Origin of the sequence: Agreia pratensis (assembly GCF_900177685.1) — a bacterium.
GTDB classification, from domain to species: Bacteria; Actinomycetota; Actinomycetes; order Actinomycetales; family Microbacteriaceae; genus Agreia; species Agreia pratensis.
This window is the reverse complement of sequence record NZ_FXAY01000003.1, coordinates 79,269-103,607: the sequence shown is the minus strand read 5'-3', so window position 1 is coordinate 103,607 and position 24,339 is coordinate 79,269. Positions and strand designations below refer to the sequence as shown.

The following is a 24,339-nucleotide window of genomic DNA, read 5'->3' as shown; positions in this document are numbered from 1 at the left end:
CCATTCAGAGTCGCCGAGTCGCGTCCTGTACTTCGCCCACCAACTCCTCGATGATGTCTTCGAGAAAGAGCACGCCCGTCGTGCGACCTGACTCGGAGAACGTGCGTGCCAGGTGGGCGTTCGTGCGACGCATGCTGGCCAGCGCGTCTTCGAGTTCGGTGCCCTCGTAGATCGAGACGAGCTGTCTGATCCGCTTGGCGGGTACCGGCAGATCGACCTCGTCTGCATCGATGTCGATCACATCTTTCAAATGCAGATAGCCGTCTGGACGCCCCTCCTCGTCGACCACGATGTAGCGAGAGAACCCGTGTTTGGCCACGGCGTGCTCGATCTCGGCCGGGGTCACATGGTCTGAGAGGCTCACGAGCGACTCGAGAGGCACGGCCACGTCTTTGACCGTCTTCGACGTGAACTCGAATGCCGCGTTGAGGGCACCCGTGGTGTCGCTCAGCACCCCCTCGCGAGTGGACTGCGACACGATCGTCGATACCTCATCGAGTGTGAACGCGCTCGCTGCCTCGTCTTTCGGCTCGACCCCGAACAGCCGCAGGATCGAATTGGCGGTCGCGTTGAGCGCGACGATCGCGAATCTGAAGATCCGGGCGAGCCACACGAGAGGCGGAGCGAGCAGCAGAACGGCGCGCTCCGGAAGCGAGAACGACAGGTTCTTGGGAACCATCTCGCCGAAGACGACGTGCAGGAACGAGACGATGAGCAGCGCGATGACGAACGCGATCGTTCCGATGACCTCCTCCGGCAGGCCGGTGAACGCCAGAGGAATCTCGAGCAGGTGATGGATCGCGGGCTCGGAGACGTTGAGGATCAGCAGCGAGCACACCGTGATTCCGAGCTGGCACATGGCCAGCATCAGTGTCGCGTGCTCCATCGCCCAGAGCGCGGTCTTGGCACTCGCCTTGCCCTGCTCCGCGAGGGGCTCGATCTGCGAGCGACGTGCGGAGATCACAGCGAACTCGGCGCCGACGAAGAAGGCGTTGGCCATAAGGAGTACAACGAGCCAGACGATCCCTAGCCAATCAGCCACGGTCATTCACCTCCGTGCTCGAGTCATCGGTGGTCAACGCGTCGACAGGCGCCGCGGCCTCGTCGTTGGCGATGGGCGTGAAGCGGATGCGATCGATGCGCCGGCCGTCGAGCCGAACGACGGCGAGTTGGCCGGTGGGCAGCTCTACCGTGTCACCGACGACCGGGAGCCGGCCGAGTTCGCTCATCATGTAGCCGGCCACCGTCTCGAACGGGCCGTCGTCGGGAACGCTGATGCCTGCGCGGTCGGCGAGCTCATCGGGACGAAGCATGCCGGGAAACGACACGGAGTTCAGCGTCTTCACCACTCCGGCACGCGAGCGGTCATGCTCGTCGTCGAGTTCTCCGACGAGTTCTTCGACCAGGTCCTCCAACGTGACCACGCCGGCGGTTCCTCCGTACTCGTCGACCACGATCGCCATCTGATATCCGCGGCCGCGCAGCTCGCCGAGGAGCGAGTCGAGCTTCATGGTCTCCGGCACACGGATGACGCTCGAGGCGAGGGCCGCCGCGGGCACATCGTGTCGTCTGTTCCGGGGAACGCTGACGGCCTGTTTGACGTGCACGACCCCGACGATGTCGTCGATGTCGTCATCGAGCACGGGAAAACGGCTGTGCCCGGTCGTGCGGGTGAGAGTGATCACATCTTCGGCACTGTCGGTGCGCTTGACGCTCGCGATCCGCGGTCTCGGCGTCATGGCATCGGATGCCGTATGCCCGGAGAAGAGCAGGGTGCGGTTGAGCAGGGTCGCCGTGTCGACATCGAGACTTCCCTGCATGGCCGACCTGCGAACGAGCGACGAGAGCTCCTCCGCGGTACGCGCGCCGGACAGCTCTTCCTTCGGCTCGATGCCCACCGCCCGGAGCAACCCGTTGGCGCTGTTGTTCAGAAGACTGACCGCCGGCTTGAACACCATCGTGAAGAGTCGTTGCGCCGGAATCACCAGTTTCGCCGTCTGCAGTGGCAACGCCAGCGCGAAGCTCTTCGGGACGAGCTCGCCCACGATCATCGACAGCAGCGTGGCAAAGACGATAGCGATCGTCGCAGAGATACCGGGCACCACGGCTTCGGGGATGCCGACGCCGATCAGGGGCGCTCGAAGCAGGTTCGAGATGGCCGGCTCCATGGTGTAACCCGTGAGAAGCGTGGTGAGCGTGATGCCGAGTTGAGCACTCGAGAGATGCGTCGACGTGATCTTCAGCGCCGCGATCGTCGGGCCGAGGCCCGTGGCTCCGCGACTCTGCCGCGTCTCAAGATCGTTGCGATCGAGATTGACCAGCGCGAACTCGCTGGCGACGAAGATGCCGGTACCGAAGGTGAGAACGATACCGACGCCGAACATGATCCAGTCAAGAGGCATGAGTGCCGCCTGAACTGCTCAGAAGAAAGGATGGATGGGCTGAGGGAGGGTCGTCCATTGTCTGGCCAGTATACCGGCAGGTCTCTCCCGGATGCCGGGGCCGCTACCAGCTGACGGGCAGCGCCTTGCCCTCTTCGTATCCGGCGGCCGATTGGATTCCGACCAGTGCGCGGTCGTGGAACTCGGCGACATCGGAGGCGCCAGCGTACGTGAACGAACTACGCACACCCGACGTGATCATGTCGAGCAGATCCTCGACAGACGGGCGCAGAGGATCGAGGTAGATACTGCTCGACGAGATGCCCTCGGCGAACAGCGTCTTGCGGGCGAGCTCATAGGCGTCGAGACGCCCGAAGCGGTCTTTCACGGCCTTCGTCGACGCCATGCCCCAGCTCTCTTTATAGAGCCGACCCGTCGCATCCGTCTTCAACGTGCCGGGCGCCTCGATCGTGCCCGCGAACCACGAACCGATCATCACACTCGACGCTCCGGCGGCCAGCGCCAGCGCGACGTCGCGCGGATAGCGCACTCCCCCGTCGGCCCACACGTGGGCGCCGAGCTCGCGAGCGGCGTCTGCGGTCTCGAGCACAGCCGAGAACTGCGGACGACCGACCGCCGTCATCATGCGCGTGGTGCACATGGCGCCAGGGCCGACTCCCACTTTGAGGATCGTGGCGCCGGCCGAGACGAGATCGCGCACGGCGTCGGCTGTCACGATGTTGCCGGCCACGATGGGAAGGCCCAGGTTCTCGTTCGCCACCGTCTCGATGGCACGCAGCATGCCCTCCTGGTGACCGTGCGCGGTATCGATCACCAACACGTCGACGCCCGCCGAGGCGAGGGCGCGGGCTTTGGATGCGACATCGCCGTTGATACCGACGGCCGCGGCGACCCGGAGGCGGCCCTGCGCGTCGAGCGCCGGCGTGTAGAGGGTGGAGCGGAGTGCGCTGGTGCGGCTCAGGGTTCCGATGACCGATCCGTGCCGCATAACCGGCGCGAAGTCGAGCTCGGCCTCGACCATCGCGTCGAACGCCTCTCGGGGCGAGTCGATGTCATCGGCGGAGAGCGCCGTGAGCGGGCCATGCAACAGATCACCGAGCAGCGCATCGGGCAGAGCAGACCCGAGCCTGGCCGCGGCGATGCACCCGAGGTAGACGCCGGCTGAATCATGGATGACGAGTCCGTGCCCTGCGACCGCCGGGACCTGACGGAGCGCCTGCTCGACGGTGTCGTCGGGGCCGAAATCGAACGGGGTGTCGAATTCGACGGGCTGCGCTTTCACCCAGCGAATCGCCGCATCGAGGTCTTGCAGATGCATGTCTTGGGGAAGAACACCGAGACCGCCGCGCCTCGCCAGAGTGGCGGAGAGTCGGGGACCTGTGACCGAATTCATGTTCGCGCTGACGATCGGGATGCTTGCTCCCGTGCCGTCGTTCGGCGCGAGCGACACGTCGAGCCTGCTGGTGACCTGCGATCGCGACGGCACGAGAAAGACGTCGGAATATGTGAGGTCGTGGGTCGCGGTCGCGTGATAGAACTCCATACCCCCAACGGTAGTCGCTTCTCTGCCTCTCGAGCCCTTCGCCGGGTGGCGCTTCAGGCTGAGGGGATTAGGCTTGACCCTGAACGTGTCGGGCGCCCTCCGGCAACGATGCAGGGCGCTGACGACTGTCATGAATGTACTGATTTCAGGCGAATTGTCGATGCACGATGTAGAGAGTGGGCGATCGGGCTTGTCTAGCCAAACGACCGGAGTGGAAAACGACGAGAGCGCGTCGGAGTTCGGAGCCAATGAATGGCTCGTCGAGGAGCTCTACGAGCAGTTCAAGGTAGACCGCAAGTCGGTCGACGAGTCGTGGTGGCCGATTCTCGAGAGCTACCACTCGGCGGTGGTATCCAAGGGCGGGGCGGCATCGACCGTGACGGCTGAGCAGGCTCCACCCGCCGCAACCGAATCAGAACAGGTCGCCGAAGCCTCCGGTGCGGCCACACCGCCCACGTCACCTGTTGCGACAGTCTCGACCGAGGCTCCGTCCGGCGCCTCTGTGGCCGACCAGCGCGAGAGCCAGCCCGAGGCTCGCACGACGAGCGTGCAGGCCCGGCAGGCTCCGATCCCGGCAGAGGCGCCCGTCTCAGCTCCCAAGCGTGACACCACGACCGAGTCGGCCAGCAGCGAAGACGACGTCGAGAAAGACACAGTCACACCCCTCAGAGGCATGGCCAAGACTCTGGCCACCAACATGGACGCCAGCCTCACCGTGCCGACGGCCACCAGCGTGCGATCGATCCCGGCCAAACTGCTGATCGACAACCGCATCGTCATCAACTCGAACCTCAAGCGCAGCCGTGGCGGCAAGGTGTCGTTCACCCACATCATCGGCTGGGCCCTCGTGCAGGCGATGAAGGAGTTCCGTAGCCAGAACGTGTACTACGACGAGGTAGACGGAAAGCCCTCCGTCGTCGCTCCCGCCCATGTCGGGCTGGGCATCGCCATCGACATCCCGAAGCCCGACGGCACCCGCGCCCTCCTGGTTCCAGGAATCAAGCGGGCAGACACGATGGGCTTCAACGAGTTCCTCCACGCCTATGAAGAGCTGGTGAGCCGCGCCCGCGCGAACAAGCTCACGGCGGCAGACTTCCAGGGCACCACGATCTCGCTCACCAACCCCGGTGGAATCGGCACGGTGCACTCGGTTCCGCGTCTGATGAAGGGCCAGGGCTGCATCATCGGCGCCGGCGCCCTCGAGTACCCGGCGGAGTTCCAGGGCACCAGCCCGAAGACGCTCAATGACCTGGGTATCGGCAAGATCATCACGCTCACCAGCACCTATGACCACCGTGTCATCCAGGGCGCAGGATCCGGCGAATACCTGCGCAAGGTGCATGAGCTGCTGATCGGCGAGCGCAACTTCTATGAGAACATCTTCGCCGAGTTGCGCATCCCTTACGCGCCGATCCACTGGGCCCCCGACATCAGCGTCGACCTCTCCGACGCCGTCGACAAGACCGCCCGGGTGCAGGAACTCATCAACGCCTTCCGGGTTCGTGGTCACCTGATGGCTGATATCGACCCGCTCGAGTACCGCCAGCGCACGCATCCCGATCTCGACATCGAGAACCACGGGCTCACACTCTGGGATCTCGACCGCGAGTTCGTGACCGGCGAGTTCGGCGCGAAGCGCAGCGCGCTTCTGCGCGACATCCTCGGCGTGCTCCGCGACTCCTACTGCCGTAAGACCGGCATCGAGTACATGCACATCCAGGATCCCGCCCAGCGCAAGTGGATCCAAGACAAGGTCGAGCGCCCCTACGCCAAGCCCGGGCACGACGAGCAGATGCGCATCCTGGCCAAGCTCAACGAGGCCGAGGCTTTCGAGACCTTCCTTCAGACGAAGTATGTCGGCCAGAAGCGGTTCAGCCTCGAGGGCGGCGAGTCCACGATCGCCCTGCTCGACGCGATCATCCAGGGCGCCGCAGACGAGGGCCTCGACGAGGTCGCGATCGGCATGGCACACCGCGGCCGTCTCAACGTTCTGACGAACATCGCAGGCAAGACCTATGGCCAGATCTTCCGAGAGTTCGAGGGAACTCAAGACCCGCGCACTGTTCAGGGCTCAGGAGATGTGAAGTACCACCTCGGCACGGAGGGCACCTTCCACGGCAGCGACGGCACCGAGATCCCCGTCTACCTCGCCGCGAACCCGTCGCACCTCGAGGCCGCCGACGGCGTGCTCGAAGGAATCGTCAGGGCCAAGCAGGACCGTAAGGCGATCGGAACCTTCTCGACGCTGCCGATCCTGATCCACGGAGATGCGGCCCTCGCCGGACAGGGCATCGTGGTGGAGACCCTTCAGATGTCTCAGCTGCGCGGCTACCGCACCGGCGGCACGATCCACATCAACATCAACAACCAGGTCGGCTTCACGACACCTCCCGGAGAGTCCCGCTCGTCGGTCTACTCCACCGACGTCGCGAAGACCATCCAGGCTCCCATCTTCCATGTGAACGGTGACGACCCCGAGTCGGTCGTGCGGGTCGCGCAACTCGCCTTCGAGTACCGACAGCAGTTCCACCGCGATGTCTTCATCGACCTGATCTGCTACCGACGCCGCGGACACAACGAGGGAGACGATCCCTCGATGACGCAGCCGCTCATGTACAACCTCATCGAGGCGAAGCGCAGCGTGCGCCGTCTCTACACCGAGTCGTTGGTCGGTCGTGGCGACATCACCGAAGAGGAGTACCAGGCAGCCCACCGCGACTTCCAGGACCGCCTCGAGCGTGCCTTCGCCGAGACCCATGCCGCCCAGACCTCGTCGATTCCGGTCATCAAGGCAGACGGTTCTGCCGTCGCCGACCTCGAGTTGCCCGACGCACAGCAGAGCGACTCGGCAAGCTCGGACTCGTTCTCGACCGCGGTCGCGGAGTCGACGATCCACCAGATCGGCGACGCGTTCCAGAACAAGCCCGCCGGTTTCACGGTGCATCCCAAGCTGCAGCAGCTGCTGAACAAGCGCCTCGAGATGAGCCGCTCCGGCGGAATCGACTGGGCGTTCGCCGAGCTCCTCGCGCTCGGCTCACTGCTGCTCGAGGGCACACCCGTGCGCCTCGCCGGTCAGGACACGCGCCGCGGAACGTTCGTTCAGCGTCACGCCGTTCTGCACGATCGCGAGAATGGTCAGGAGTGGCTGCCGCTGGCCAACCTGAGCGAGAGCCAGGCCAGATTCTGGATCTACGACTCACTGCTGAGCGAATACGCCGCGATGGGCTTCGAATACGGCTATTCGGTCGAACGCCCCGACGCCCTCGTGCTCTGGGAGGCCCAGTTCGGCGACTTCGCCAACGGCGCCCAGATCGTGATCGACGAGTTCATCTCATCGGCGGAGCAGAAGTGGGCGCAGCGTTCGTCGCTCGTCCTGCTCCTCCCCCACGGTTACGAGGGCCAGGGTCCCGACCACTCGTCTGCACGCATCGAGCGCTACCTGCAGCTGTGTGCCGAGAACAATATGACCGTCGCTCGTCCGTCGACGCCGGCCTCGTACTTCCACCTGCTGCGCCGACAGGCATACGCTCGCCCGCGCAAGCCGCTCGTCGTCTTCACTCCGAAGGCCATGCTTCGACTCCGCGGTGCCACGAGCGACGTGCCCGACCTCACGAACGGAACGTTCGAGCCGGTCATCGATGACAACCGCATCACAGACCAGGCCTCGGTCACCCGGGTTCTGCTGCACTCGGGCAAGATCCACTACGACCTGCTCAACGAGCTGCAGAAGAAGCCCGACGACCAGATCGCTCTCGTGCGCCTCGAGCAGTACTACCCCGCACCGGTCAACGAGCTGAAGGCTGTTCTGGATCAGTATCCGAATGCCGAGGTGGTGTGGGTGCAGGACGAGCCTGAGAACCAGGGTGCCTGGCCATTCGTGGCGGTCGAGGTCGCGCCGCATCTCGGGCGTTCTGTGCGAGTCGTCTCACGGCCCGCCGCAGCATCGCCCGCGGCCGGCTCCGCCAAGCGTCACGCCGTCGAGCAGACTGAGCTGATCGAGCGCGCCACCGAGAAGTGACGAAGGTCGGTTTCTCGAGCCCCGCTCGAGAAACCGACCATCATTTGTTCGTCAGTGCGTCGCCTGGATCGTGCGGATCTTCAGAAGCACCTGATCGCGCAGGTCGCCAGGCGCGGTCTCGCGGCAGGCACGTTGAACAGCCTCGGTCAGCACGCGTCCGACGTGAAGCTCCGACTCGCAGTCGACGCATCCGGCGAGGTGCTCTCGAATGTCCTCAGCGTCCGTCGAGCAGAGCTCGTTGTGCAGATACTCCTCGAGTTCCGCCTTGGCCTTGTCGCAACCGCAATCGGTCATTTCTTCGTGCTCCCCGTCTTCGATGCGACACGAATGCCGCGATCTGCTGCGTAGTCGGTCAGAAGTCCCCTGAGAAGTCGTCTGCCTCGGTGCAGGCGACTCATCACTGTGCCGACAGGGGTCTTCATGATATCGGCGATCTCCTGATAGGAGAAACCTTCGACGTCGGCGAAATAGACCGCCAGACGAAAATCTTCGGGAATCGACTGAAGAGCGTCTTTGACCGCGCTGTCGGGCAGATGGTCGATGGCCTCCGCCTCGGCGGAGCGGCTCGACATGGCCGTCGCCGACTCGGCCTCGCCCAGCTGCCAGTCCTCCATGTCGGAGATGGTGCCCTTGTAGGGGTCGCGCTGCTTCTTGCGATAGGTATTGATGAACGTGTTCGTGAGGATGCGGTAGAGCCACGCCTTGAGGTTGGTGCCCTGCTCGAATTGACCGAAGGCCGCATAGGCCTTGACGAAGGTCTCTTGAACCAGATCTTGAGCGTCAGCAGGGTTGCGCGTCATGCGCAGGGCAGCGCCGTACAGCTGGTCGAGGAACGGTATCGCCTGTTCCTCGAACAGATCCCGCGGATCTGGGGTTGCCGCCGGAGGGGTATCAGGTGTGGAGTTGCTCATCAGAGCAGAGTCTACTTCGGCGAGGGCGCGTTCGGCCCAGGCCATGCCCGGGGTTACGACGGGTGGTCGCACGCGCTCACGTGTCAGCATCTCGGACTCACCCTTGCCTCTCGTTCTGTATCGACGGTCCGTTCGACCCTCATACGATCAACAACGACTATCGGAACGTCGTTTATTCCGCTATCGCGGTAATCTGGGGAGCAATGGGCATCATCAATCAACTCGATCCGCGCTTCTCCCCCTACGACGACGAGACTCCGGGGGTCGCCGCCGTTCCGCCCGGCGATGCACCGTGGCCATCGCCGATCGCCTCCGGGCCGATCGACGCCGCCGTCGTCCTTCCCGGCTCGAAGAGCCTCACGAACCGCCAGTTGGTGCTCTCGGCACTGGCCGATTCGCCGTCGACACTCCGCGCTCCACTGCATTCGCGCGACACCACGTTGATGGTCGATGCTCTCCGCTCGATGGGAACGACGATCGAGGTCGTCTCAGGCGCGGGCCAGTTCGGTGACGATTGGCTCATCACCCCCGCCGACGAGCTGCTCGGCAGCACGACCGTCGACTGCGGTCTCGCCGGAACGGTGATGCGATTCATCCCACCCGTCGCCGCCCTCGCCCTCGGTCCGGTCGTGTTCGACGGCGACGAGGCCGCCCGCCGCAGGCCCATGAAGACGACCATCTCATCGCTTCGCTCGCTCGGTGTCGACATCGCAGATGACGGAGCAGGTGCGCTTCCCTTCACCGTGCACGGAACCGGTCGCGTCACGGGAGGAGAGATCGTCATCGATGCGTCCAGCTCGAGCCAGTTCGTCTCGGGCCTCCTGCTCTCCGCGGCGCGATTCGACGAGGGCCTCGTTCTCCGTCACTCCGGTGAACGTGTGCCCAGCCAACCTCATATCGAGATGACGATCCAGGCGTTGGCCGATCGTGGAGTGACCGTGGAGTCGCCCGAGCCGGGCGTGTGGACGATCGCGCCCGGCAGCATCCGGGGTGCGACTGTCGATATCGAACCCGACCTCTCGAATGCGGCGCCGTTTCTCGCCGCCGCCGTCGCCACGGGCGGACGAGTGAGCGTCAGCGGCTGGCCCGCCAGCACCACTCAGGTGGGCGCTCACCTCATCGATCTCCTGCCCCTCTTCGGCGCCACCGTGTCACTGATCGACGGCGTGCTCACCGTCGAAGGTACGGGCGAGATCCACGGCATCACGCTCGACCTCTCCGAGGGCGGCGAACTGGCCCCTGCCCTGGTGGCGCTGGCCGCGCTGGCCGACTCCCCCAGCGAAATCACGGGCATCGGGCACATCCGACACCATGAGACAGACCGCCTCGCTGCTCTCGCGAGCGAGCTCACCGCGCTGGGCGGCATCGTCACCGAGCTCGAGGACGGCCTTCGCATCGAGCCCGCCCCCTTGCACGGAGGCACCTGGAAGACCTACGCCGACCACCGTATGGCTCACGCCGGCGCAATCATCGCGCTCGTCACGCCCGATGTCCTCATCGAAGACATCAAAACGACCTCGAAGACGCTTCCCGAGTTCCCCGAGCTCTGGAGCGCGCTCGCCGCGAGTACCTCATGACCTGGTGGTCGAACGACGACGACGATGATGACGAGTCGGAATACGACGAATCGAGCGTCCGAGTACGGCCCAACCCCAAGGGCAACAAACCCCGAACCAAGATCCGGCCCGAATACGCCAACGCGGTGCCGGGGCGCATCCTGACGGTCGACCGCGGGCGCTTCACCGTGCTGGTCGACGAAGACACGCCTGATGAGCGGGCGATAACCGCGTCACGAGCGCGCGAGCTGGGCAAGACAGCGATCGTGACCGGCGACCGCGTCGGCCTCGTGGGCGACACCTCCGGAGCCGAGGGCAGTCTCTCGCGGGTCGTCAAGATCACTCCGCGCACGACCCTGCTGCGGCGCAGCGCCGACGACACCGACGCGGTCGAGCGCGTCATCGTCGCCAATGCCGATCAGATGCTGATCGTCGTGGCCGCCGCCAATCCCGAGCCGCGAGCACGGCTCGTCGACCGCTACCTGGTCGCTGCCTTCGACGCCGGCATCACCCCGATCCTCTTCATCACCAAGACCGACCTCGCCGATCCGGCGGAGTTCCTCTCGGAGTTCGACTGTCTCGACCTCACGGTGGTCACGGGCGAACGCGACGAACTGCCTCTCGACGAACTGAAGGCGCTTCTCATCGGCCACACCACCGTGACTGTAGGCCATTCCGGCGTCGGCAAGTCCACCCTCGTCAACGCTCTCGTACCTGGCACCGACCGGGCGATCGGACGGGTGAACGACGTCACCGGACGGGGCCGGCACACATCGTCGTCGACCCTCGGACTTCGCGTACACGACGACGATGGCCGGTCCGGCTGGATCATCGACACGCCCGGTGTGCGATCGTTCGGCCTCGGACACGTCGACCCGGCGAACGTGCTGAAGTCGTTCGCCCGTATGGCGATCCCCTCCTCCGTTCCGCCGCCCGACGGAATCCCGCTCAGCCAGGCGCACGACTGGGAGGTCGTCGACCGCGTACTGGCAGGCGAATTGGGCTCCAGCGGCATCGCCCGCATCCAATCTCTGCAGAAGCTCGTCGGCTCGCTCAGCGACTCGTAGCTGCCGCTCCGCGGTGACCGGCTGTTCACCCGCGCTGGCTACGCTTAGGGAATGACCGATCCGTACGCAGATGACCTGGCCCTTGCCCTCGAGATCGCCGACGCCGCCGACGCGATCTCGCTCGATCGCTTCATGGCGCTCGATCTCGTCGTCGAGAAGAAGCCCGATCGAACACCGGTGACGGATGCGGACAGGGCCGTCGAGCGCGAGATCCGAGACCGGCTCGCCGTCGCCCGCCCGGCAGACGCCATCCTCGGCGAGGAGTATGGCTCCGCAGGCACATCCAGCCGCCAGTGGATCATCGACCCGATCGACGGCACGGCCAATTACTTGAGAGGCGTCCCGGTGTGGGCGACCTTGATCTCGCTCGTTGTCGACGGCGAACCTGTCGTGGGAGTCGTCAGTTCGCCCGCTCTCGGTCGTCGTTGGTGGGGCGCGCTTGGGCAGGGCGCGTGGACCACCGATTCCACACTCGCGCCATCGACGCCCCCTCGACGGCTCGCCGTCTCGTCGGTGGCCCGACTCGACGATGCGAGCGTCAGCTACAACAGCCTTAAGGGCTGGGACGAAGCAGGCAGGCTCGACAGCCTCCTCGCGCTGAGCCGCGGCGTGTGGCGCACAAGGGCCTACGGCGAGATGTGGTCGTACATGCTCGTGGCCGAGGGGGCACTCGACGTCGCCGGCGAGTTCGACCTGCAGCCCTACGACATGGCAGCGCTCATTCCCGTCATCCACGAGGCGGGTGGTCGATTCACCTCGGTCGACGGCACGCCCGGGCCATGGTCAGGCTCTGCTCTCGCCACCAACGGGCTGCTGCACGACGAAGCCCTTCGCGTCCTCTCCGAGTAGTCGTCTGCCCGCGATCTCAGCAGGTGAGCTAGTACCGGCGATCGATGCGCGCGGTATCGACGTCGTCGACCGAGCCCGCCCGGTGGTCGTAGACGAACGAGCCGCGATACTCGAATACCCGCCCGAAAACAGGATGCGTGAGGGTCACGTCGACCCGTTGGCTTGCCGTTTCGGCATCCCAGCGTTCGAGAAGATCTACCCGTGCCGAGAAGATACGCGGAACAGGGATGCGCACACGCCCCAGCCACAGCCAGGTGCCGACCGATCGCATCCGGAGCCAGCCCTCGGGCGAGACAGAGAGTCGCAGCGATACTTCGAGGAGACGGGTCTTGCCGAGAAAGTCGTGCAGCAGGCCGTCTCGACCGGCCAGCATCGTGTCCTGCATCGTCCGAGTCACCTCGGCGAAGGCGAAACTGCGGGTCGAGCTGAGGCACAACCGACCGTGGGCGTCGGCGTGCGGCACGTTCACCACGGTGAGGCCGACGCCGCGGCCGCGCTCACCGAACAACGCATCGGCGCGGGCGATCGCCGCGAACAGAGGCACGAGCCAGGTCTTCGACGGCCCAGCAAATTCGTACACCCCGCGACCGAGTCCGGCCTCTCCTCGTGCCGCTCCCCCGACGTAGTGCGACAGCTCCGGTTGCAAGAGCTCGATCCGGTCGCCGAGCAGCGCCTGGTACACCGAACGATGGGCCACGGAATCGCGCCCCTATCCTGTGTTCTGCAGGCCGGCGGCGACCCCGTTGACGGCGAGCAGCAGAAGACGGTGCGTGTCGTCGGCCGGATCCACGCTTCCTGAGCTGCGCACGGCCCTCAGGGCGCGAAGCTGGAGAAGGGACAGAGCATCGACATAGGGGCTCCTCAGGCGAACGGCGCGCTGCAGTACGGGGCGACCCTCGAGGATCTCTCCGTGCCCGGTCGTCCGCCGAACCCATTCGCGGGTGATCTCCATCTCGTCGAGCACGAGCGAGGCCAAGTCATCGCGATCGCCCAGAGCGAGATACCGCTTGGCGAGGCGGTCGTCGGTCTTTGCGAGCGACATCTCGACGTTGTTGATCATGGCGGTGAAGAGCGGCCATCGGGCATAGGCGTCGCGGAGGGCATCGACGTCTCCCACGGCCGCGAGAGCCGAACCCAGGCCGAACCACCCCGTCAGATTGATGCGCGCCTGCGTCCACGCGAACACCCATGGAATGGCACGGAGATCTTCGAGCGATTCCACCGAAAGCCCTCGGCGGGCTGGTCGAGAGCCCAGCGCGAGCAGGCCGACTTCCTCCATCGGCGTGACCTGTGCGAACCACGGAGCGAAGCCGTCTGCCTTGATGAGTTCGAAGAAGCGTTCGCGCGACCGCAGGTCGAGAGTGCGGGCGATGTCGACGAAGTCACGCGTGGCCGTGTTGTTGGCCTCTTCATTCGACGGACTCGACGCGAGAAGCGTCGCTGCAGCCATCTGTTCGATGTGGCGTGCCGCGATCGCCTTGTCGCCGTACTGGGCGAAGATCACCTCGCCCTGCTCGGTCAGTTTGAACCGGCCCTCCACCGAGCCGCCGGGCTGTGCCATGACGGCCTCGTTCGCGGGCCCGCCGCCTCGGCCCAGAGCACCGCCACGACCGTGGAACAGTGTCAACTCGATGTCATTGTCTTGCGCCCAACGCGAGATACGCTCCTGGGCCGAGTAGAGCGCCAGTGTCGCGGAGACCGGACCCACGTCTTTCGACGAGTCAGAGTAGCCGAGCATGACTTCGAGCTTTCGACCTGTCGCAGCGAGGCGAGCCTGCACCTGTGGCAACGTGATCATCTCGTCGAGGATGTCTGTGCTCGCCTCGAGATCGGCGAACGTCTCGAACAGAGGTACGGCGTCGAGAATCGGCGCGGCCTCGGGCGATCCGAGGGCGGCCTCGGCCAGCGCGAAGACGGTGGCGATGTCGGCCGAAGACTGCGTGAACGACACGATGTAGCGACGAGCCGCAGCCGTTCCGTAGCGCTTCTGCAGAGTAGCAATGGTGCGATAGACCGAAAGGACCTCGTGGGTCATCTCGCTCAGTTCGCCGCCAGCCCGGATCTCCGCCAGCGCCTGGCGATGCACCTTGGAGTGCTGACGCACCTCGAGCTCGGCCAGATGAAAACCGAAGGTCTCGACCTGCCAGATGAGGTTCTGCAGCTCTCCGTTGGCGCTGCGGTCGGCGCCCGCCTCGCGCAGCGACTGCTGAATCACGCGTAGATCGGAGATCAGCTCGTCAGGCAGACCGTAGGCGAGCTCGGTGCCCTGGCGGGTGGCGACGATGCGGGCCGCAACGACCATGAGAACGCGGCGGTGAGGTTCGTGCGGTGAACGGGTGCCGATCTGACTGGTCACCTGGGGAGCGATGGACTGCTGCCGCTGCCACAGCGCCAGCAGCGCCTCGCTGGGTGGGGTGTCCTCGGAATCGAGGGTCAGGGTGCGACCGATGCGCGTGGCCGCGTGTTCGAGACCGAAGAGAATGTGCTCGCTGGCGATCGCCGCCGCTTCTTCTGTGACCTCTGCCGTGACGAAGGGGTTTCCATCACGGTCCGCCGCGATCCAGCTTCCGAGCCGCATGAACGCCGGTGCGACCACAGGCTTCTTGCCCGCCTCGGAGTCGAGCATCCAGTCGTCGAGAAGCCGGTACACCTGCGGCACGACCTGAAACAACGTCTGGTCGAAGATGTTCATCGCTGTGCGGACCTCGTCGAGCGGCGTCGGCCTGGTCGTTCGCAGCGGAGAGGTGCGCCAGAGCACATCGATCTGCTCGAGAAGGCGCCGTTCGATCTCTGCGGCAGCCAAACGGCTCTGCTGGCCGGAATCTCTGTCGGAGAGGAGGTCGCTGATGCGGCGAATGGCCGAGGCGACCGCCCGGCGCCGTGCCTCTGTGGGATGCGCCGTGAGCACGGGATGGAATCGAAGCGCTGCCAGCCGCTCCGCCGTCTCCTCGCGACCGACTTCGTCGACGAGGCGTTCGATCGCGGCAGGAAGCGAATCTGCGGGTGCCGGATCGCTCGGAGATGAGAAGCGCGTTCTCAGCACGCGCACTCTGTGGTGCTCCTCAGCCAGGTTGGCCAGGTGGAAGTAGCTCGTGAAAGCACGGGCGACCTGCTCTGCCCGTACCGGCGTGAAGGATTCGACGAGCTTCTCTGCGTCTTCGATCGAGGCATTGTTCTGCTTCTCGTATGCGTCGATGGTGAGCTCGCGCAACCGCTCGACGTCGTTCAGCAGCTCGGCACCGCCGGCTTCGGTCAGAATCCTTCCAAGGAGCGATCCGAGTAGGCGAACGTCGGCGCGCAACGCAGCGTCGACCTCGTCGCGAATGCTTCTGCGGCTGAGCTCGGGATTGCCAGGGGTCGTGTCAGCGAAAATCGTCACCGACCTAAACTAGCGCTCCCGTGTTGACAGCATGTTTCGGTGTCGTCATGTGTCGGCGCGATCGGTCGACTGCACCCGGTCTATCAGCTGCTTCCACGGACCGACGATCCGTGTTTCGGGAAGGGTTACCCGCAGTTCGGATCCGACGTCGTCGACGGCGGCGGCCAAGGCCTCGGGAGGTGATTCGACAGTGATGACGAACACGAAACGGTCGGGCACGCCGTCGCCATCGATGTCTATGCCCTCTCGCCACGGACAGGCATCGAGGATACGGATCCACTCGTCGAGTGCCGAGCGTGATTGTGCGTCGACGTCGACTCGCCAGGTTCGACGCAGACCCGCGAATCCGCCGGTGCGCACGACCGTGATGTTCATGACCGAACCCCGACGGAGGACCATGCCCGTTCGACTGCCTCGAGTTCGCTCGAGCCCTCACCGAAACGACTGCTCGCAGACTGCTGCGTGGCTCGCGCGAAGTCGACGAACGTCGCGCGAGGTGCAAGCGCACCGCCGCTGAGGGTGTCGTACCAGATCTGGCCGGCGCGCTGCCATGCATAACCGCCGAGCGAATCGGCCACCAGATAGAACGCTCGATTCGGGATGCCCGAGTTGATGTGCACCCCGCCGTTGTCGTCACTCGTGTCGACGAAGTCGCGCATGTGAGCGGGTTGGGGGTCTACACCGAGGACGTCGTCGTTGTACGCGGTTCCTGGTGCCTTCATCGAACGGAGCGCTGCACCCTCGACCATGTCGGTGAACAGCTCTTCTCCGATGAGCCAGCTCGCATGGTCGGTGGTCTGCTGCCGCGAATGCTGCTCGACCAGAGCGCCGAACACATCGGAGATCGACTCGTTGAGGGCACCGGACTGCCCTGAGTAGTCGAGCGGACTCGAATACTGCGTCACACCGTGGCTGAGTTCGTGCCCGATGACGCTCAGCGAGAGGGTGAACCGGCGGAAGACCTCGCCGTCTCCGTCGCCGAACACCATGCGCTCGCCGTCCCAGAAAGCATTGTCGTATCGAGCGCCGTAGTGCACGGTGGCGTCGAGTCCGAGCCCTCGACCATCGATGGAAGCCCGCCCGAAGGCATCCGCAAAAAGGCCGTACGTGGCCCCGAGACCGTCGTAGGCCTCATCAACCGCCGGGTCACCCGTCGGTGTTCCGCCCTCGCTCCGCACGACCGTTCCTGGAAGAATCTCGCGGCCGCCCGCGTCGCTGATGCTGCGCTGAGGCCCACCGCCAGGAGAGCGAGGATCGGCGGGGCGCAGGACCGCGCTCTGGCGGGCCTCGCGCAGCGGTCGGGTGTGCATCAAGGTTTCGTGCGCCGCCGCCGCCACAGTTTCGAGGCCGCTCGCATCGAGCCTCGAGAGGCGGGCCAGCAGATACGGGGGAACAATCGTGCATCGCATGCATCGAGCCTGACACCTGCCACCGACATCGTCCACGAGACGCAGGGGCCTCGGGCTAGAATTTCTAGTTATGACGACTGCTTCCGCCCCGGCCACGACCACCGCTCCAGTCAGGTATCTGACCAAGGCCGTCGGCGGCGGCCTGTTCGTTCTCTTCTGGGCCATTGCCATCGTGCTGTGGGTACTGGTCGGTCAGTTCGACGATGCCGGACTCCGGGGGTTCATCGCCGACGCGGGAATCGTGTTCGCGGCGCTGGGCACGGCCTCTCCGTTCCTCGCGACGACGCGCTCTCTGACGATCGCGCTCGGCTGGGGCGCTGTAGCCCTCGGACTGTTCGCGTTCGCCGACCTCCTGCACCTCACGGTCATCGTCTACCTCCTGCGCATGTTCGTGCCGCTGGTGGCGATCCTCGCGCCCGTCAACAAGTTCGTCAACGGTTATCGAGTGTTCGTCTAAGTGCTGCGCATAGCTCTCGTCTGCCTGCACACCTCGCCGGCCGACGAGCCCGGTTCCGGCGACGCCGGGGGCATGAACGTGGTCGTGCTGCACCAGGCTCAGGCCCTGGCGGCAATGGGACACGACGTCGAGATCATCACGAGGCGGTCTACGACGACAGCCCCGCCCGTGCTCGCTCTCGGCGAGAGACTTCGTCTGCGCTTCGTCGATGCCGGTCCGGCAGAGCCTGCAGCGAAGGGCGATCACGAGAACTTCATCGACGAGTTCAGCCATCGCCTCTCGACTCTCGGTCCGTACGATGTCATCCATTCGCACCATTGGTTCTCGGGAATGGCTGCACTGCCCGTCGCACGCGCCCGACGAGTCCCCCACGTCCAGAGCTTCCACAGCATCGCGGCCGACGACTCCACCCCTCTCTCTGACGGGGAGCGGTCGGAATCACCGGGGCGAATGGCCGGAGAGTCCTGGCTCGCGCGTGAATCCGACGCGGTCATCGCGATCAGCGAAGCCGAAGCACACACGATCGAAACACGGCTGGGCGGCTCTCCGAAGCGCATCACGGTCGTCTCCCCCGGCGTCGACAGCGATCTCTTCGCGCCAGCCGCATCCGAACCCGCATCGAACCCGCGTGTGCCGTATGCGGTGGTCGCAGCACGGTTGCAGCCTCTCAAGGGTCTCGATCTCGCGATCGAGGCCATCGCGGCCGTGTCTCCCGAGATCCGTCCCGAACTCGTAGTGTCGGGCGACGCATCCGCCGATTTCGATGGCTACGTCGACGAGCTCTCACGGCTCGCCGAACTCAGAGGCATCGGTGACGTCGTGCATTTCATCGGACCGCAATCCCGCGAGGCTCTTGCGGAGCTGCTGCGCCAGGCACGCGTCGTCTTGATCCCTTCCCATTCCGAGACTTACGGGCTCGTCGCACTCGAGGCTGCCGCAAGCAGGGTTCCCGTGGTCGCAGCAGCATCGGGTGGCCTCCGAGAGGCTGTGATCGACGGCGTCACCGGCATCGTCCTCGACTCCCGCGATCCACAGGTCTGGGCGCAGGCGATCACGCGGCTCATCTCGGATGGCGACGAGGCGAAGGCCCTGTCGATGAAGGCCCGTGAACGCGCAGAGACACTCAGTTGGTCACACTCGGCGGAGGCACTCCTTCGCGTGTACGGCGGCCTCGTCTCGCCTCTCGCGATCGCGTGAACATCCTCGACGGCGTGCGTAGCGTGCTATTCGTGCACGCACACCCCGATGACGAGACTCTCGCCACGGGCGCACTGATCTCCGAGATGGTCGCCCGAGGCATCCGTGTACAGCTCGTGACCGCGACGCGAGGCGAGCGCGGAGAGATCGTCGCCGGTTCGCTGACGGCAGAGCCCGACCCCGAGACCCTGTCGGAGATCCGCGAGAACGAGTTGAGCGCTGCGTCGACGATTCTCGGTATCAGCGACAGATACTGGCTCGGCACCGCTCCCGCACGCATGAACGGTCAAACCGATCGAAGGTATCGCGACTCCGGCATGTCATGGATCACCCCTGAACTCGCCGGCCCCTCGCCCGATGTCACGCCGGATGCACTCGTCAGCGCGTCTCTCGACGAGGTGACGAACGACCTCGCGGCATTGATCGACGTTGCCCGGCCGTCTCTCGTAGTGGGCTATGACAATGCGGGCGGATACGGACATCCGGATCATGTTCGCATGCACGACGCGACCGTCGCCGCTTGTCGCATGACGAACACGGCGTTGGCCGAGATCGTGGCCAAACCGGGCGACGACATCGAGTGGTTCGACCTCGAGTACAGGGAGCCCACCGTAGCGGCGGCCCTCCGCGCCCATGCAACCCAGGTTCGCGTCGAGGGTGATGAGATCGTGCACTCGGGAGGACAGCGGCAGGCCATCCCGACGTCGGTCGGACTCCGCGCGCGCTGAGCCACGGAGCTCGGGCTGGCCACCTGGCGAAGGCTCAGCTGAGCAAGAAACCAACAGTGCGTGATGTGACCTCAAGTGGTGGAGATGCGGGGAATTGAACCCCGGTCCACTGCTGTGATTCTGCGCCTTCTACGGGCGTATCCTGTTGAGTTCGTTTTACTCGGCCCCGAGCTTTGCTACAGGCATCTAGCTCGACGGGCCCAGCCCGAGTGCAAGTCCCTCCGCGCCCTCAGGCGTAACGCGGAAGCAATCTCTCTGAATGTCGCCAGAACCCGGGTAGAGAGCATTCCCGGACTGACGGTCTCTATTTAGTGCTTAGAAGAGAACTACGCCGCGAGGGCGAAGTCTGCCTGAGCAGAGACAGTGCGGTTTGATTTGGCACTTATTGTTTTTCAGAGATCGTTAACGAGATAACCCTGAATCCTCGACCCGCTTCTCGCAGTTTCGCAGGCAATGTCGAAACCGATCATCCCCAAGCTGGTCACTATCACGCACTGTTGAGTTGTGTCTTTCATACCAGCACCTCTACGGATGCAGCTTTTTATCTTACGACAGATCTGCTGCGATGACCAGAACAGTCCATCATCGGTCGCAGATAGGGTGAAGCCATGAGCGAGACGATCATCTCCGTAGCGGCATCGGCCGACACCCACCACTCTCCCGAGCGTGCGACGGTGCAGCTCACTCTCGGCTTCGAGGGCCCGGAGCGTCAGCCCGTATTCGAAAAGACTCGCCAGCTTCACGCAGAGATGTCCGAGAGCCTCCGCGCTCTGCACGATCCGATCGCCGACGCGGTCACCCGCTGGAGCGCCGACCAGGTGAGCGTGTGGGGTCAACGTCCGTGGAGTCAGGATGGCGCCCAACTTCCGCCGGTCTATCACGCCACAACGACGGTGCGTGCCCGTTTCCGTGACTTCCAGGCGCTGGCGAGATGGATCGACTCCGTCGCGTTCAGTGAGGGTGTGACGGTGACGAGCGTCGACTGGGCTCTTACCTCAGCCACACAATCCGCTTTGCAGGCCGACGCGCAGAAGACGGCGATCGTCACGGCCCGCTCGAAAGCCCAGAGCTACGCTGAGGCGCTCGGCCTCTCTACCCTTCGGCCGATCGCCGTCGCCGACCCCGGGATGCTCGGCGACGACACTGCATCGGGCTCGACCGTGAGCGTCGCCAGATTCGCTTCACACGACATGGCAAAGAGCAGCGCGGGCGGGCCGCTCGACCTGACGCCAGCCGACGTCGTCATCAGCGCATCCATCGAAGCGCGATTCGCGGCCACAGCATGACCCGCGATCTCGTCGGGCGAACCGTCGTCGTCACCGGCGGCAACGCCGGACTCGGCTATTTCACCGCCGAACAGCTCGCTCGGCGGGGCGCTCGATTAGTGATCGCCAGTCGCAACGAGGCCAAAGCGAACCTGGCGATCGGCTCGCTGCTCCGTGAGGTCGAGAACATCGAGCGGCCGTCATTCGTCCATCTCGATCTCGCCGACCTCGCGAGCGTGGCGCGCGCAGCCGACGAACTGGCCGAGCTGCCATCGATAGACGTTCTGGTCGCGAATGCCGGCATCACGGAGGGCACCGCAGACTCGAAGACAGTCGACGGGTTCGAGAGCATGTTCGGCACCAACCATCTGGGCCATTTCGCCTTGATCTCCCAGGTGATGCCCGCTCTTCTCGCCACAGCGGGTTCTCGTATCGTTCATCTGGGCAGCATCAGCCATCGTTTCTTCGCCCTCGATCTAGACGACGACGGCTCTCCCGAACGATTCCGCAGCTTTCCCAGCTACTCGCGCTCGAAGCTGGCCGTGATGACGTTCGCCTTCGAGCTCGACCGACGACTTCGAGAAGCCGGCCACGACACACGCAGCATCGTCGCGCATCCCGGATTCGCTCTCGACGAACTCACACCGGCTCGTCATGGTGTCGGTCCGAGCACTCGGCCTCACGCCGTCGTGCAGGCTCTGCTCCGCACTTTCGCCCAGGGCAAGGATGCCGGTGCCTGGCCGATCGTTCTGGCCGCCACAGACGGATACCTGCGTGGCGGCGAATACATCGGGCCTGCCGGCTGGCAGCAGCTGCGGGGTCGACCGCGTATCACGTCTGCGAAGGCGTGGTCACGCGACCCGGCCGTCGCCGCCAGGCTGTGGCGGTTGTCAGAGGATCTGACCGGAACATCGCTGACTCTTTAATGAGTCCAGGTGACGAGGCGATCAGTCGCCGAGGTTGCGTCGGGCCGACATCGCCCTGTCGGACTCGCGCTTGTCTTGCCGCTCGCGCAGCGTCTGGCGCTTGTCGTATTCGCGCTTTCCCTTTGCCACAGCCAACTCCACCTTGGCGCGTCCGTCGCTGAAATAGAGCTGCAGCGGAATGAGGGTGTAGCCGCCCTCTTTCGTCTTGTTGTGCAATTTGAGGATCTGCTCTTTGTGCAACAGCAGCTTGCGCTTGCGACGTGGGGTGTGGTTGTTCCACGTACCCTGCGAGTACTCGGGAATGTGCACCGCGTCGAGCCACGCTTCGCCGTTCTCGATGAACGCATAGCCGTCGACGAGCGAGGCGCGACCCATGCGCAACGACTTGACCTCTGTGCCGTTCAAGACCATTCCGGCCTCGTACGTCGACTCGATGGTGTAGTCGTGCCGAGCCTTGCGGTTGGTCGCGACGACCTTCTGACCGCTCTCCTTGGGCACGTTGAACTCCTGATGATGTCGTGTGCCGCACCTCGCGTGCGGCAGCCGTCCAGTATACGCCCAGCCGCCGGCACGCACGCCCGCACCCGTTATGGAGCGATCAGACCTTGAGGTACCGGGTGATGGCGAACTTCGCCGACAGTGCGGCAAGTACAGCGCCGACCACGATCAGGATGGGAGCCACCAGAAGAGCATCTCCCGTGTTGACGAACGACGTGAACGGCAGCTGGTTCAGCAGCCATCCCTGCACGAAGAACTTGACGATCGCCCAGATGGCTAACCCTGCGAGGGCCGATCCGATGAGTGACGCGATCACACCCTCGATGATGAACGGGGTCTGAATGAACCTGTTCGACGCACCGACCAATCGCATGATCCCGAGTTCTCGGCGACGAGAGAATGCCGAGAGTCGAATAGTGGTGGCGATCAGCAGCACGGCTGCGATCAACATGATGGCAGCGACGGCGATCGCTGTGTAGCTGGCGGCATTGAGCACCGTGAAGATCTGCTCGAGATAACTTCGTTGATCGGTCACGCTCTGCACGCCGGCGAAGCCCGACAGACTCTCGACGAGCACGGCAGACTGCGTGGGGTCTTTCAAGTTGACCCAGAAGGTCTGCGGAAGCAGATCCGGCGTCACGTAGTCGGTGACCGGGTTGCCCTTGAACTGCTTCTGAAAGTTCTCGAACGCCTGGTCGTGATCCTCGAAGTAGTACTTGTCGATGAACGGCGAGAGTGTCGAACCGTCGAGCTGCGCCTTGACGGCGTCGATCTGATCCTGCGTCGCATCGCCGTTGCCGCAGGTCTCCCCCGTGTCCGTGGCGGTGCAGAGGTAGACCGCGACCTGCGCCTTGTCATACCAATAGTTCTTCATCTGCCCGATCTGCATCTGCAGAAGGATCGCTGTTCCCACGAAGGTGAGCGAGATGAAGGTGACGAGCACGACGGAGATGACCATCGAGACGTTGCGTCTGAGGCCGGTGCCGACCTCTCCGAAGATGAGTCCGAGTCTCACGAGGTGGGTCCTACGTTCTGGTCCTTGGCTGGATCGATTCGTTCGCCGGGAGCGCGAAGCCCCAGCTTCTCGGCCAGGCCGAGTTGATCAGTGACAGGGTCGACGGCACGTGGCGTGGCCGACAACGGCGCCGGGGGCGCGGATGCGGCGGGCACGGGCGCGGCGGGCGCCGCTACGGCCGGCTCGCCCTGGTCGGGGGCCTGGGCTGCCGGCGCCTGAGCCGGAGCAACCGGAGCCTCCGAGGTGGACGAGGGCTCGGCTGTGACGACCGGCGCAGAGAACGTGGGCGTCGAACTGCCCATGCCGCGGCTGCCGCGCACCATTCCGGGAATGCCGATCTCTGCGGTCATTCCACTGTCGCGCAGCGCGATCTCGGCCGTCATGCCATAGCCGCCCTCGAGTTCGTCGCGAACGACCTCGCCCTGCACGAGCTCGATCACGCGGCGCTGCATCTGGTCGACGATGGCGTTGTCGTGGGTGGCCATGATCACGGTGGTGCCACCAGCGTTGATGCGCTGCAGAACCTGCATGATGCCACCCGAGGTTAGGGGGTCGAGGTTGCCTGTCGGCTCATCGGCGAGCAGGATGGCGGGCTTGTTGACTACCGCGCGGGCGATGGCCACGCGCTGCTGCTCACCACCCGAAAGTTCGTGCGGAAGGCGGTTGGCCTTCTCATTGAGCCCGACCATGGCGAGCACGTCAGGCACGGCCTCTTGGATGAATCCGCGGGACTTGCCTATGACCTGCAGTGTGAAGGCCACGTTGTCGAAGACGTTCTTGTTCGGCAGCAGACGAAAGTCCTGGAACACGACACCGAGGTTGCGCCTGAAGTAAGGCACCTTGCGCGATGAGATCGTTCCCAGGTCTTGGCCGAGCACGTGGATGCTGCCGCTCGTGGGCTTGTCTTCCTTGAGCACGAGGCGCAGGAAGCTCGACTTGCCGGAGCCGGAGGCTCCCACAAGAAAGACGAATTCACCGCGGAGGATCTCGAGGTCGACGCGGTTCAACGCCGGCTTCTTGGTCCCCCGGTAAATCTGGGATACGTGATCAAATCGAATCATGGCAGGTTGAGCTTAAGCAGCCCGACGGGCTACGCGGCGCACGACTCGCCAGGGAGCG

21 protein-coding genes and 1 other RNA gene are annotated in these 24,339 nt (G+C 64.7%); 9 read left to right on the top strand and 13 right to left on the bottom strand.

Annotated elements, in window-relative coordinates; genetic code table 11:
• Window positions 1–4: 4 nt before the first annotated feature.
• The 3 genes from B9Y86_RS10060 to guaB1 form a co-directional block, all read right to left on the bottom strand.
• Window positions 5–1,048 (bottom strand): hemolysin family protein, encoded by a 1,044-nt coding sequence (locus B9Y86_RS10060; RefSeq protein WP_425319470.1) that lies wholly within the window; start codon window positions 1,046–1,048, stop codon window positions 5–7.
• Window positions 1,035–2,402: a hemolysin family protein gene (locus tag B9Y86_RS10055; RefSeq protein WP_244894710.1), complete on the bottom strand. Its 1,368-nt coding sequence runs from the start codon at window positions 2,400–2,402 to the stop codon at window positions 1,035–1,037. Before B9Y86_RS10055 ends, B9Y86_RS10060 begins: the two co-directional genes overlap by 14 nt.
• A 103-nt stretch (window positions 2,403–2,505) precedes the next feature.
• Complete coding sequence (gene guaB1 / locus B9Y86_RS10050; protein ID WP_085485618.1) at window positions 2,506–3,945, bottom strand: GMP reductase; 1,440 nt, start codon at window positions 3,943–3,945, stop codon at window positions 2,506–2,508.
• A 190-nt stretch (window positions 3,946–4,135) separates the two neighbouring features.
• Here guaB1 and B9Y86_RS10045 point away from each other — a divergent pair, with 190 nt between their 5' ends.
• Complete coding sequence (locus tag B9Y86_RS10045; protein ID WP_176223329.1) at window positions 4,136–7,963, top strand: multifunctional oxoglutarate decarboxylase/oxoglutarate dehydrogenase thiamine pyrophosphate-binding subunit/dihydrolipoyllysine-residue succinyltransferase subunit; 3,828 nt, start codon at window positions 4,136–4,138, stop codon at window positions 7,961–7,963.
• A gap of 51 nt (window positions 7,964–8,014) precedes the next feature.
• Here the strand turns inward: B9Y86_RS10045 and B9Y86_RS10040 are convergent, their stop codons facing one another.
• Both B9Y86_RS10040 and B9Y86_RS10035 read right to left on the bottom strand, forming a co-directional pair.
• Window positions 8,015–8,257 (bottom strand): zf-HC2 domain-containing protein, encoded by a 243-nt coding sequence (locus B9Y86_RS10040; RefSeq protein ID WP_055780631.1) that lies wholly within the window; start codon window positions 8,255–8,257, stop codon window positions 8,015–8,017.
• On the bottom strand, window positions 8,254–8,874 hold the full coding sequence (locus tag B9Y86_RS10035; protein WP_176223328.1) for a sigma-70 family RNA polymerase sigma factor: 621 nt from the start codon (window positions 8,872–8,874) through the stop codon (window positions 8,254–8,256). The genes B9Y86_RS10040 and B9Y86_RS10035 overlap by 4 nt, the downstream gene beginning before the upstream one ends.
• Before the next feature lie 203 nt (window positions 8,875–9,077).
• On the opposite strand from B9Y86_RS10035, the gene aroA reads away from it, so the two are divergent.
• From aroA to hisN, 3 genes are read left to right on the top strand one after another with little or no spacing between them, the layout of a single operon-like run.
• Complete coding sequence (aroA, locus tag B9Y86_RS10030) at window positions 9,078–10,451, top strand: 3-phosphoshikimate 1-carboxyvinyltransferase (protein WP_085485614.1); 1,374 nt, start codon at window positions 9,078–9,080, stop codon at window positions 10,449–10,451.
• Window positions 10,448–11,497, top strand: coding sequence for a ribosome small subunit-dependent GTPase A (gene rsgA / locus B9Y86_RS10025; RefSeq protein ID WP_085485612.1), 1,050 nt, complete (start codon window positions 10,448–10,450; stop codon window positions 11,495–11,497). Before aroA ends, rsgA begins: the two co-directional genes overlap by 4 nt.
• Window positions 11,498–11,548: 51 nt before the next feature.
• Window positions 11,549–12,346 carry a histidinol-phosphatase gene (gene hisN, locus B9Y86_RS10020; RefSeq protein ID WP_085485610.1) on the top strand — a complete coding sequence of 266 codons (798 nt, stop codon included), beginning with the start codon at window positions 11,549–11,551 and terminating at the stop codon, window positions 12,344–12,346.
• A 28-nt stretch (window positions 12,347–12,374) separates the two neighbouring features.
• On the opposite strand, the gene B9Y86_RS10015 is transcribed toward hisN, so the two are convergent.
• Genes B9Y86_RS10015 through B9Y86_RS10000 form a run of 4 tightly spaced genes read right to left on the bottom strand, consistent with a single transcriptional unit; the run spans window position 12,375 to window position 17,134 of the window.
• Window positions 12,375–13,043 carry a DUF4166 domain-containing protein gene (locus tag B9Y86_RS10015; protein ID WP_085485608.1) on the bottom strand — a complete coding sequence of 223 codons (669 nt, stop codon included), beginning with the start codon at window positions 13,041–13,043 and terminating at the stop codon, window positions 12,375–12,377.
• A gap of 12 nt (window positions 13,044–13,055) precedes the next feature.
• Entirely contained in the window at window positions 13,056–15,719 is a 2,664-nt protein-coding gene (locus B9Y86_RS10010) for a phosphoenolpyruvate carboxylase (protein ID WP_085486300.1), read from the bottom strand.
• Between the two features lie 51 nt (window positions 15,720–15,770).
• Window positions 15,771–16,100: a protealysin inhibitor emfourin gene (locus B9Y86_RS10005; protein WP_085485606.1), complete on the bottom strand. Its 330-nt coding sequence runs from the start codon at window positions 16,098–16,100 to the stop codon at window positions 15,771–15,773.
• On the bottom strand, window positions 16,097–17,134 hold the full coding sequence (locus B9Y86_RS10000; RefSeq protein ID WP_085485604.1) for a M4 family metallopeptidase: 1,038 nt from the start codon (window positions 17,132–17,134) through the stop codon (window positions 16,097–16,099). The genes B9Y86_RS10005 and B9Y86_RS10000 overlap by 4 nt, the downstream gene beginning before the upstream one ends.
• A gap of 70 nt (window positions 17,135–17,204) precedes the next feature.
• On the opposite strand from B9Y86_RS10000, the gene B9Y86_RS09995 reads away from it, so the two are divergent.
• Genes B9Y86_RS09995 through B9Y86_RS09985 form a run of 3 tightly spaced genes read left to right on the top strand, consistent with a single transcriptional unit; the run spans window position 17,205 to window position 19,516 of the window.
• Complete coding sequence (locus B9Y86_RS09995) at window positions 17,205–17,591, top strand: hypothetical protein (RefSeq protein WP_085485602.1); 387 nt, start codon at window positions 17,205–17,207, stop codon at window positions 17,589–17,591.
• Entirely contained in the window at window positions 17,592–18,788 is a 1,197-nt protein-coding gene (locus B9Y86_RS09990; protein ID WP_244894709.1) for a glycosyltransferase, read from the top strand.
• Between the two features lie 32 nt (window positions 18,789–18,820).
• Window positions 18,821–19,516 carry a PIG-L family deacetylase gene (locus B9Y86_RS09985; protein ID WP_176223327.1) on the top strand — a complete coding sequence of 232 codons (696 nt, stop codon included), beginning with the start codon at window positions 18,821–18,823 and terminating at the stop codon, window positions 19,514–19,516.
• Between the two features lie 76 nt (window positions 19,517–19,592).
• Here B9Y86_RS09985 and ssrA read toward each other — a convergent pair.
• Window positions 19,593–19,990: a transfer-messenger RNA gene (ssrA, locus tag B9Y86_RS09980) on the bottom strand.
• Window positions 19,991–20,124: 134 nt separating this feature from the next.
• On the opposite strand from ssrA, the gene B9Y86_RS09975 reads away from it, so the two are divergent.
• Together B9Y86_RS09975 and B9Y86_RS09970 are read left to right on the top strand one after the other, a co-directional pair.
• On the top strand, window positions 20,125–20,802 hold the full coding sequence (locus B9Y86_RS09975) for an SIMPL domain-containing protein (protein WP_085485598.1): 678 nt from the start codon (window positions 20,125–20,127) through the stop codon (window positions 20,800–20,802).
• Window positions 20,799–21,707 carry an SDR family NAD(P)-dependent oxidoreductase gene (locus B9Y86_RS09970; protein ID WP_085485596.1) on the top strand — a complete coding sequence of 303 codons (909 nt, stop codon included), beginning with the start codon at window positions 20,799–20,801 and terminating at the stop codon, window positions 21,705–21,707. The genes B9Y86_RS09975 and B9Y86_RS09970 overlap by 4 nt, the downstream gene beginning before the upstream one ends.
• A 21-nt stretch (window positions 21,708–21,728) precedes the next feature.
• Here B9Y86_RS09970 and smpB read toward each other — a convergent pair whose 3' ends face one another.
• The 3 genes from smpB to ftsE all read right to left on the bottom strand — a co-directional run bounded on the left by smpB (window position 21,729) and on the right by ftsE (window position 24,281).
• Window positions 21,729–22,205, bottom strand: coding sequence for an SsrA-binding protein SmpB (gene smpB / locus B9Y86_RS09965; protein WP_085485594.1), 477 nt, complete (start codon window positions 22,203–22,205; stop codon window positions 21,729–21,731).
• Window positions 22,206–22,305: 100 nt separating this feature from the next.
• Entirely contained in the window at window positions 22,306–23,220 is a 915-nt protein-coding gene (gene ftsX, locus B9Y86_RS09960; protein WP_085485592.1) for a permease-like cell division protein FtsX, read from the bottom strand.
• On the bottom strand, window positions 23,217–24,281 hold the full coding sequence (gene ftsE, locus B9Y86_RS09955) for a cell division ATP-binding protein FtsE (RefSeq protein ID WP_085485590.1): 1,065 nt from the start codon (window positions 24,279–24,281) through the stop codon (window positions 23,217–23,219). The genes ftsX and ftsE overlap by 4 nt, the downstream gene beginning before the upstream one ends.
• Window positions 24,282–24,339 lie beyond the last annotated feature (58 nt).

Bases quoted from the DNA above. Each gene is read 5' to 3' on its own strand.
- B9Y86_RS10060 (WP_425319470.1), bottom strand. From the start codon at position 1,048: ATGACCGTGGCTGATTGGCTAGGGATCGTCTGGCTCGTTGTACTCCTT.
- B9Y86_RS10055 (WP_244894710.1), bottom strand. From the start codon at position 2,402: ATGCCTCTTGACTGGATCATGTTCGGCGTCGGTATCGTTCTCACCTTC.
- guaB1 (WP_085485618.1), bottom strand. From the start codon at position 3,945: ATGGAGTTCTATCACGCGACCGCGACCCACGACCTCACATATTCCGAC.
- B9Y86_RS10040 (WP_055780631.1), bottom strand. From the start codon at position 8,257: ATGACCGATTGCGGTTGCGACAAGGCCAAGGCGGAACTCGAGGAGTAT.
- B9Y86_RS10035 (WP_176223328.1), bottom strand. From the start codon at position 8,874: ATGAGCAACTCCACACCTGATACCCCTCCGGCGGCAACCCCAGATCCG.
- aroA (WP_085485614.1), top strand. From the start codon at position 9,078: ATGGGCATCATCAATCAACTCGATCCGCGCTTCTCCCCCTACGACGAC.
- rsgA (WP_085485612.1), top strand. From the start codon at position 10,448: ATGACCTGGTGGTCGAACGACGACGACGATGATGACGAGTCGGAATAC.
- hisN (WP_085485610.1), top strand. From the start codon at position 11,549: ATGACCGATCCGTACGCAGATGACCTGGCCCTTGCCCTCGAGATCGCC.
- B9Y86_RS10005 (WP_085485606.1), bottom strand. From the start codon at position 16,100: ATGAACATCACGGTCGTGCGCACCGGCGGATTCGCGGGTCTGCGTCGA.
- B9Y86_RS10000 (WP_085485604.1), bottom strand. From the start codon at position 17,134: ATGCGATGCACGATTGTTCCCCCGTATCTGCTGGCCCGCCTCTCGAGG.
- B9Y86_RS09995 (WP_085485602.1), top strand. From the start codon at position 17,205: ATGACGACTGCTTCCGCCCCGGCCACGACCACCGCTCCAGTCAGGTAT.
- B9Y86_RS09975 (WP_085485598.1), top strand. From the start codon at position 20,125: ATGAGCGAGACGATCATCTCCGTAGCGGCATCGGCCGACACCCACCAC.
- B9Y86_RS09970 (WP_085485596.1), top strand. From the start codon at position 20,799: ATGACCCGCGATCTCGTCGGGCGAACCGTCGTCGTCACCGGCGGCAAC.
- ftsE (WP_085485590.1), bottom strand. From the start codon at position 24,281: ATGATTCGATTTGATCACGTATCCCAGATTTACCGGGGGACCAAGAAG.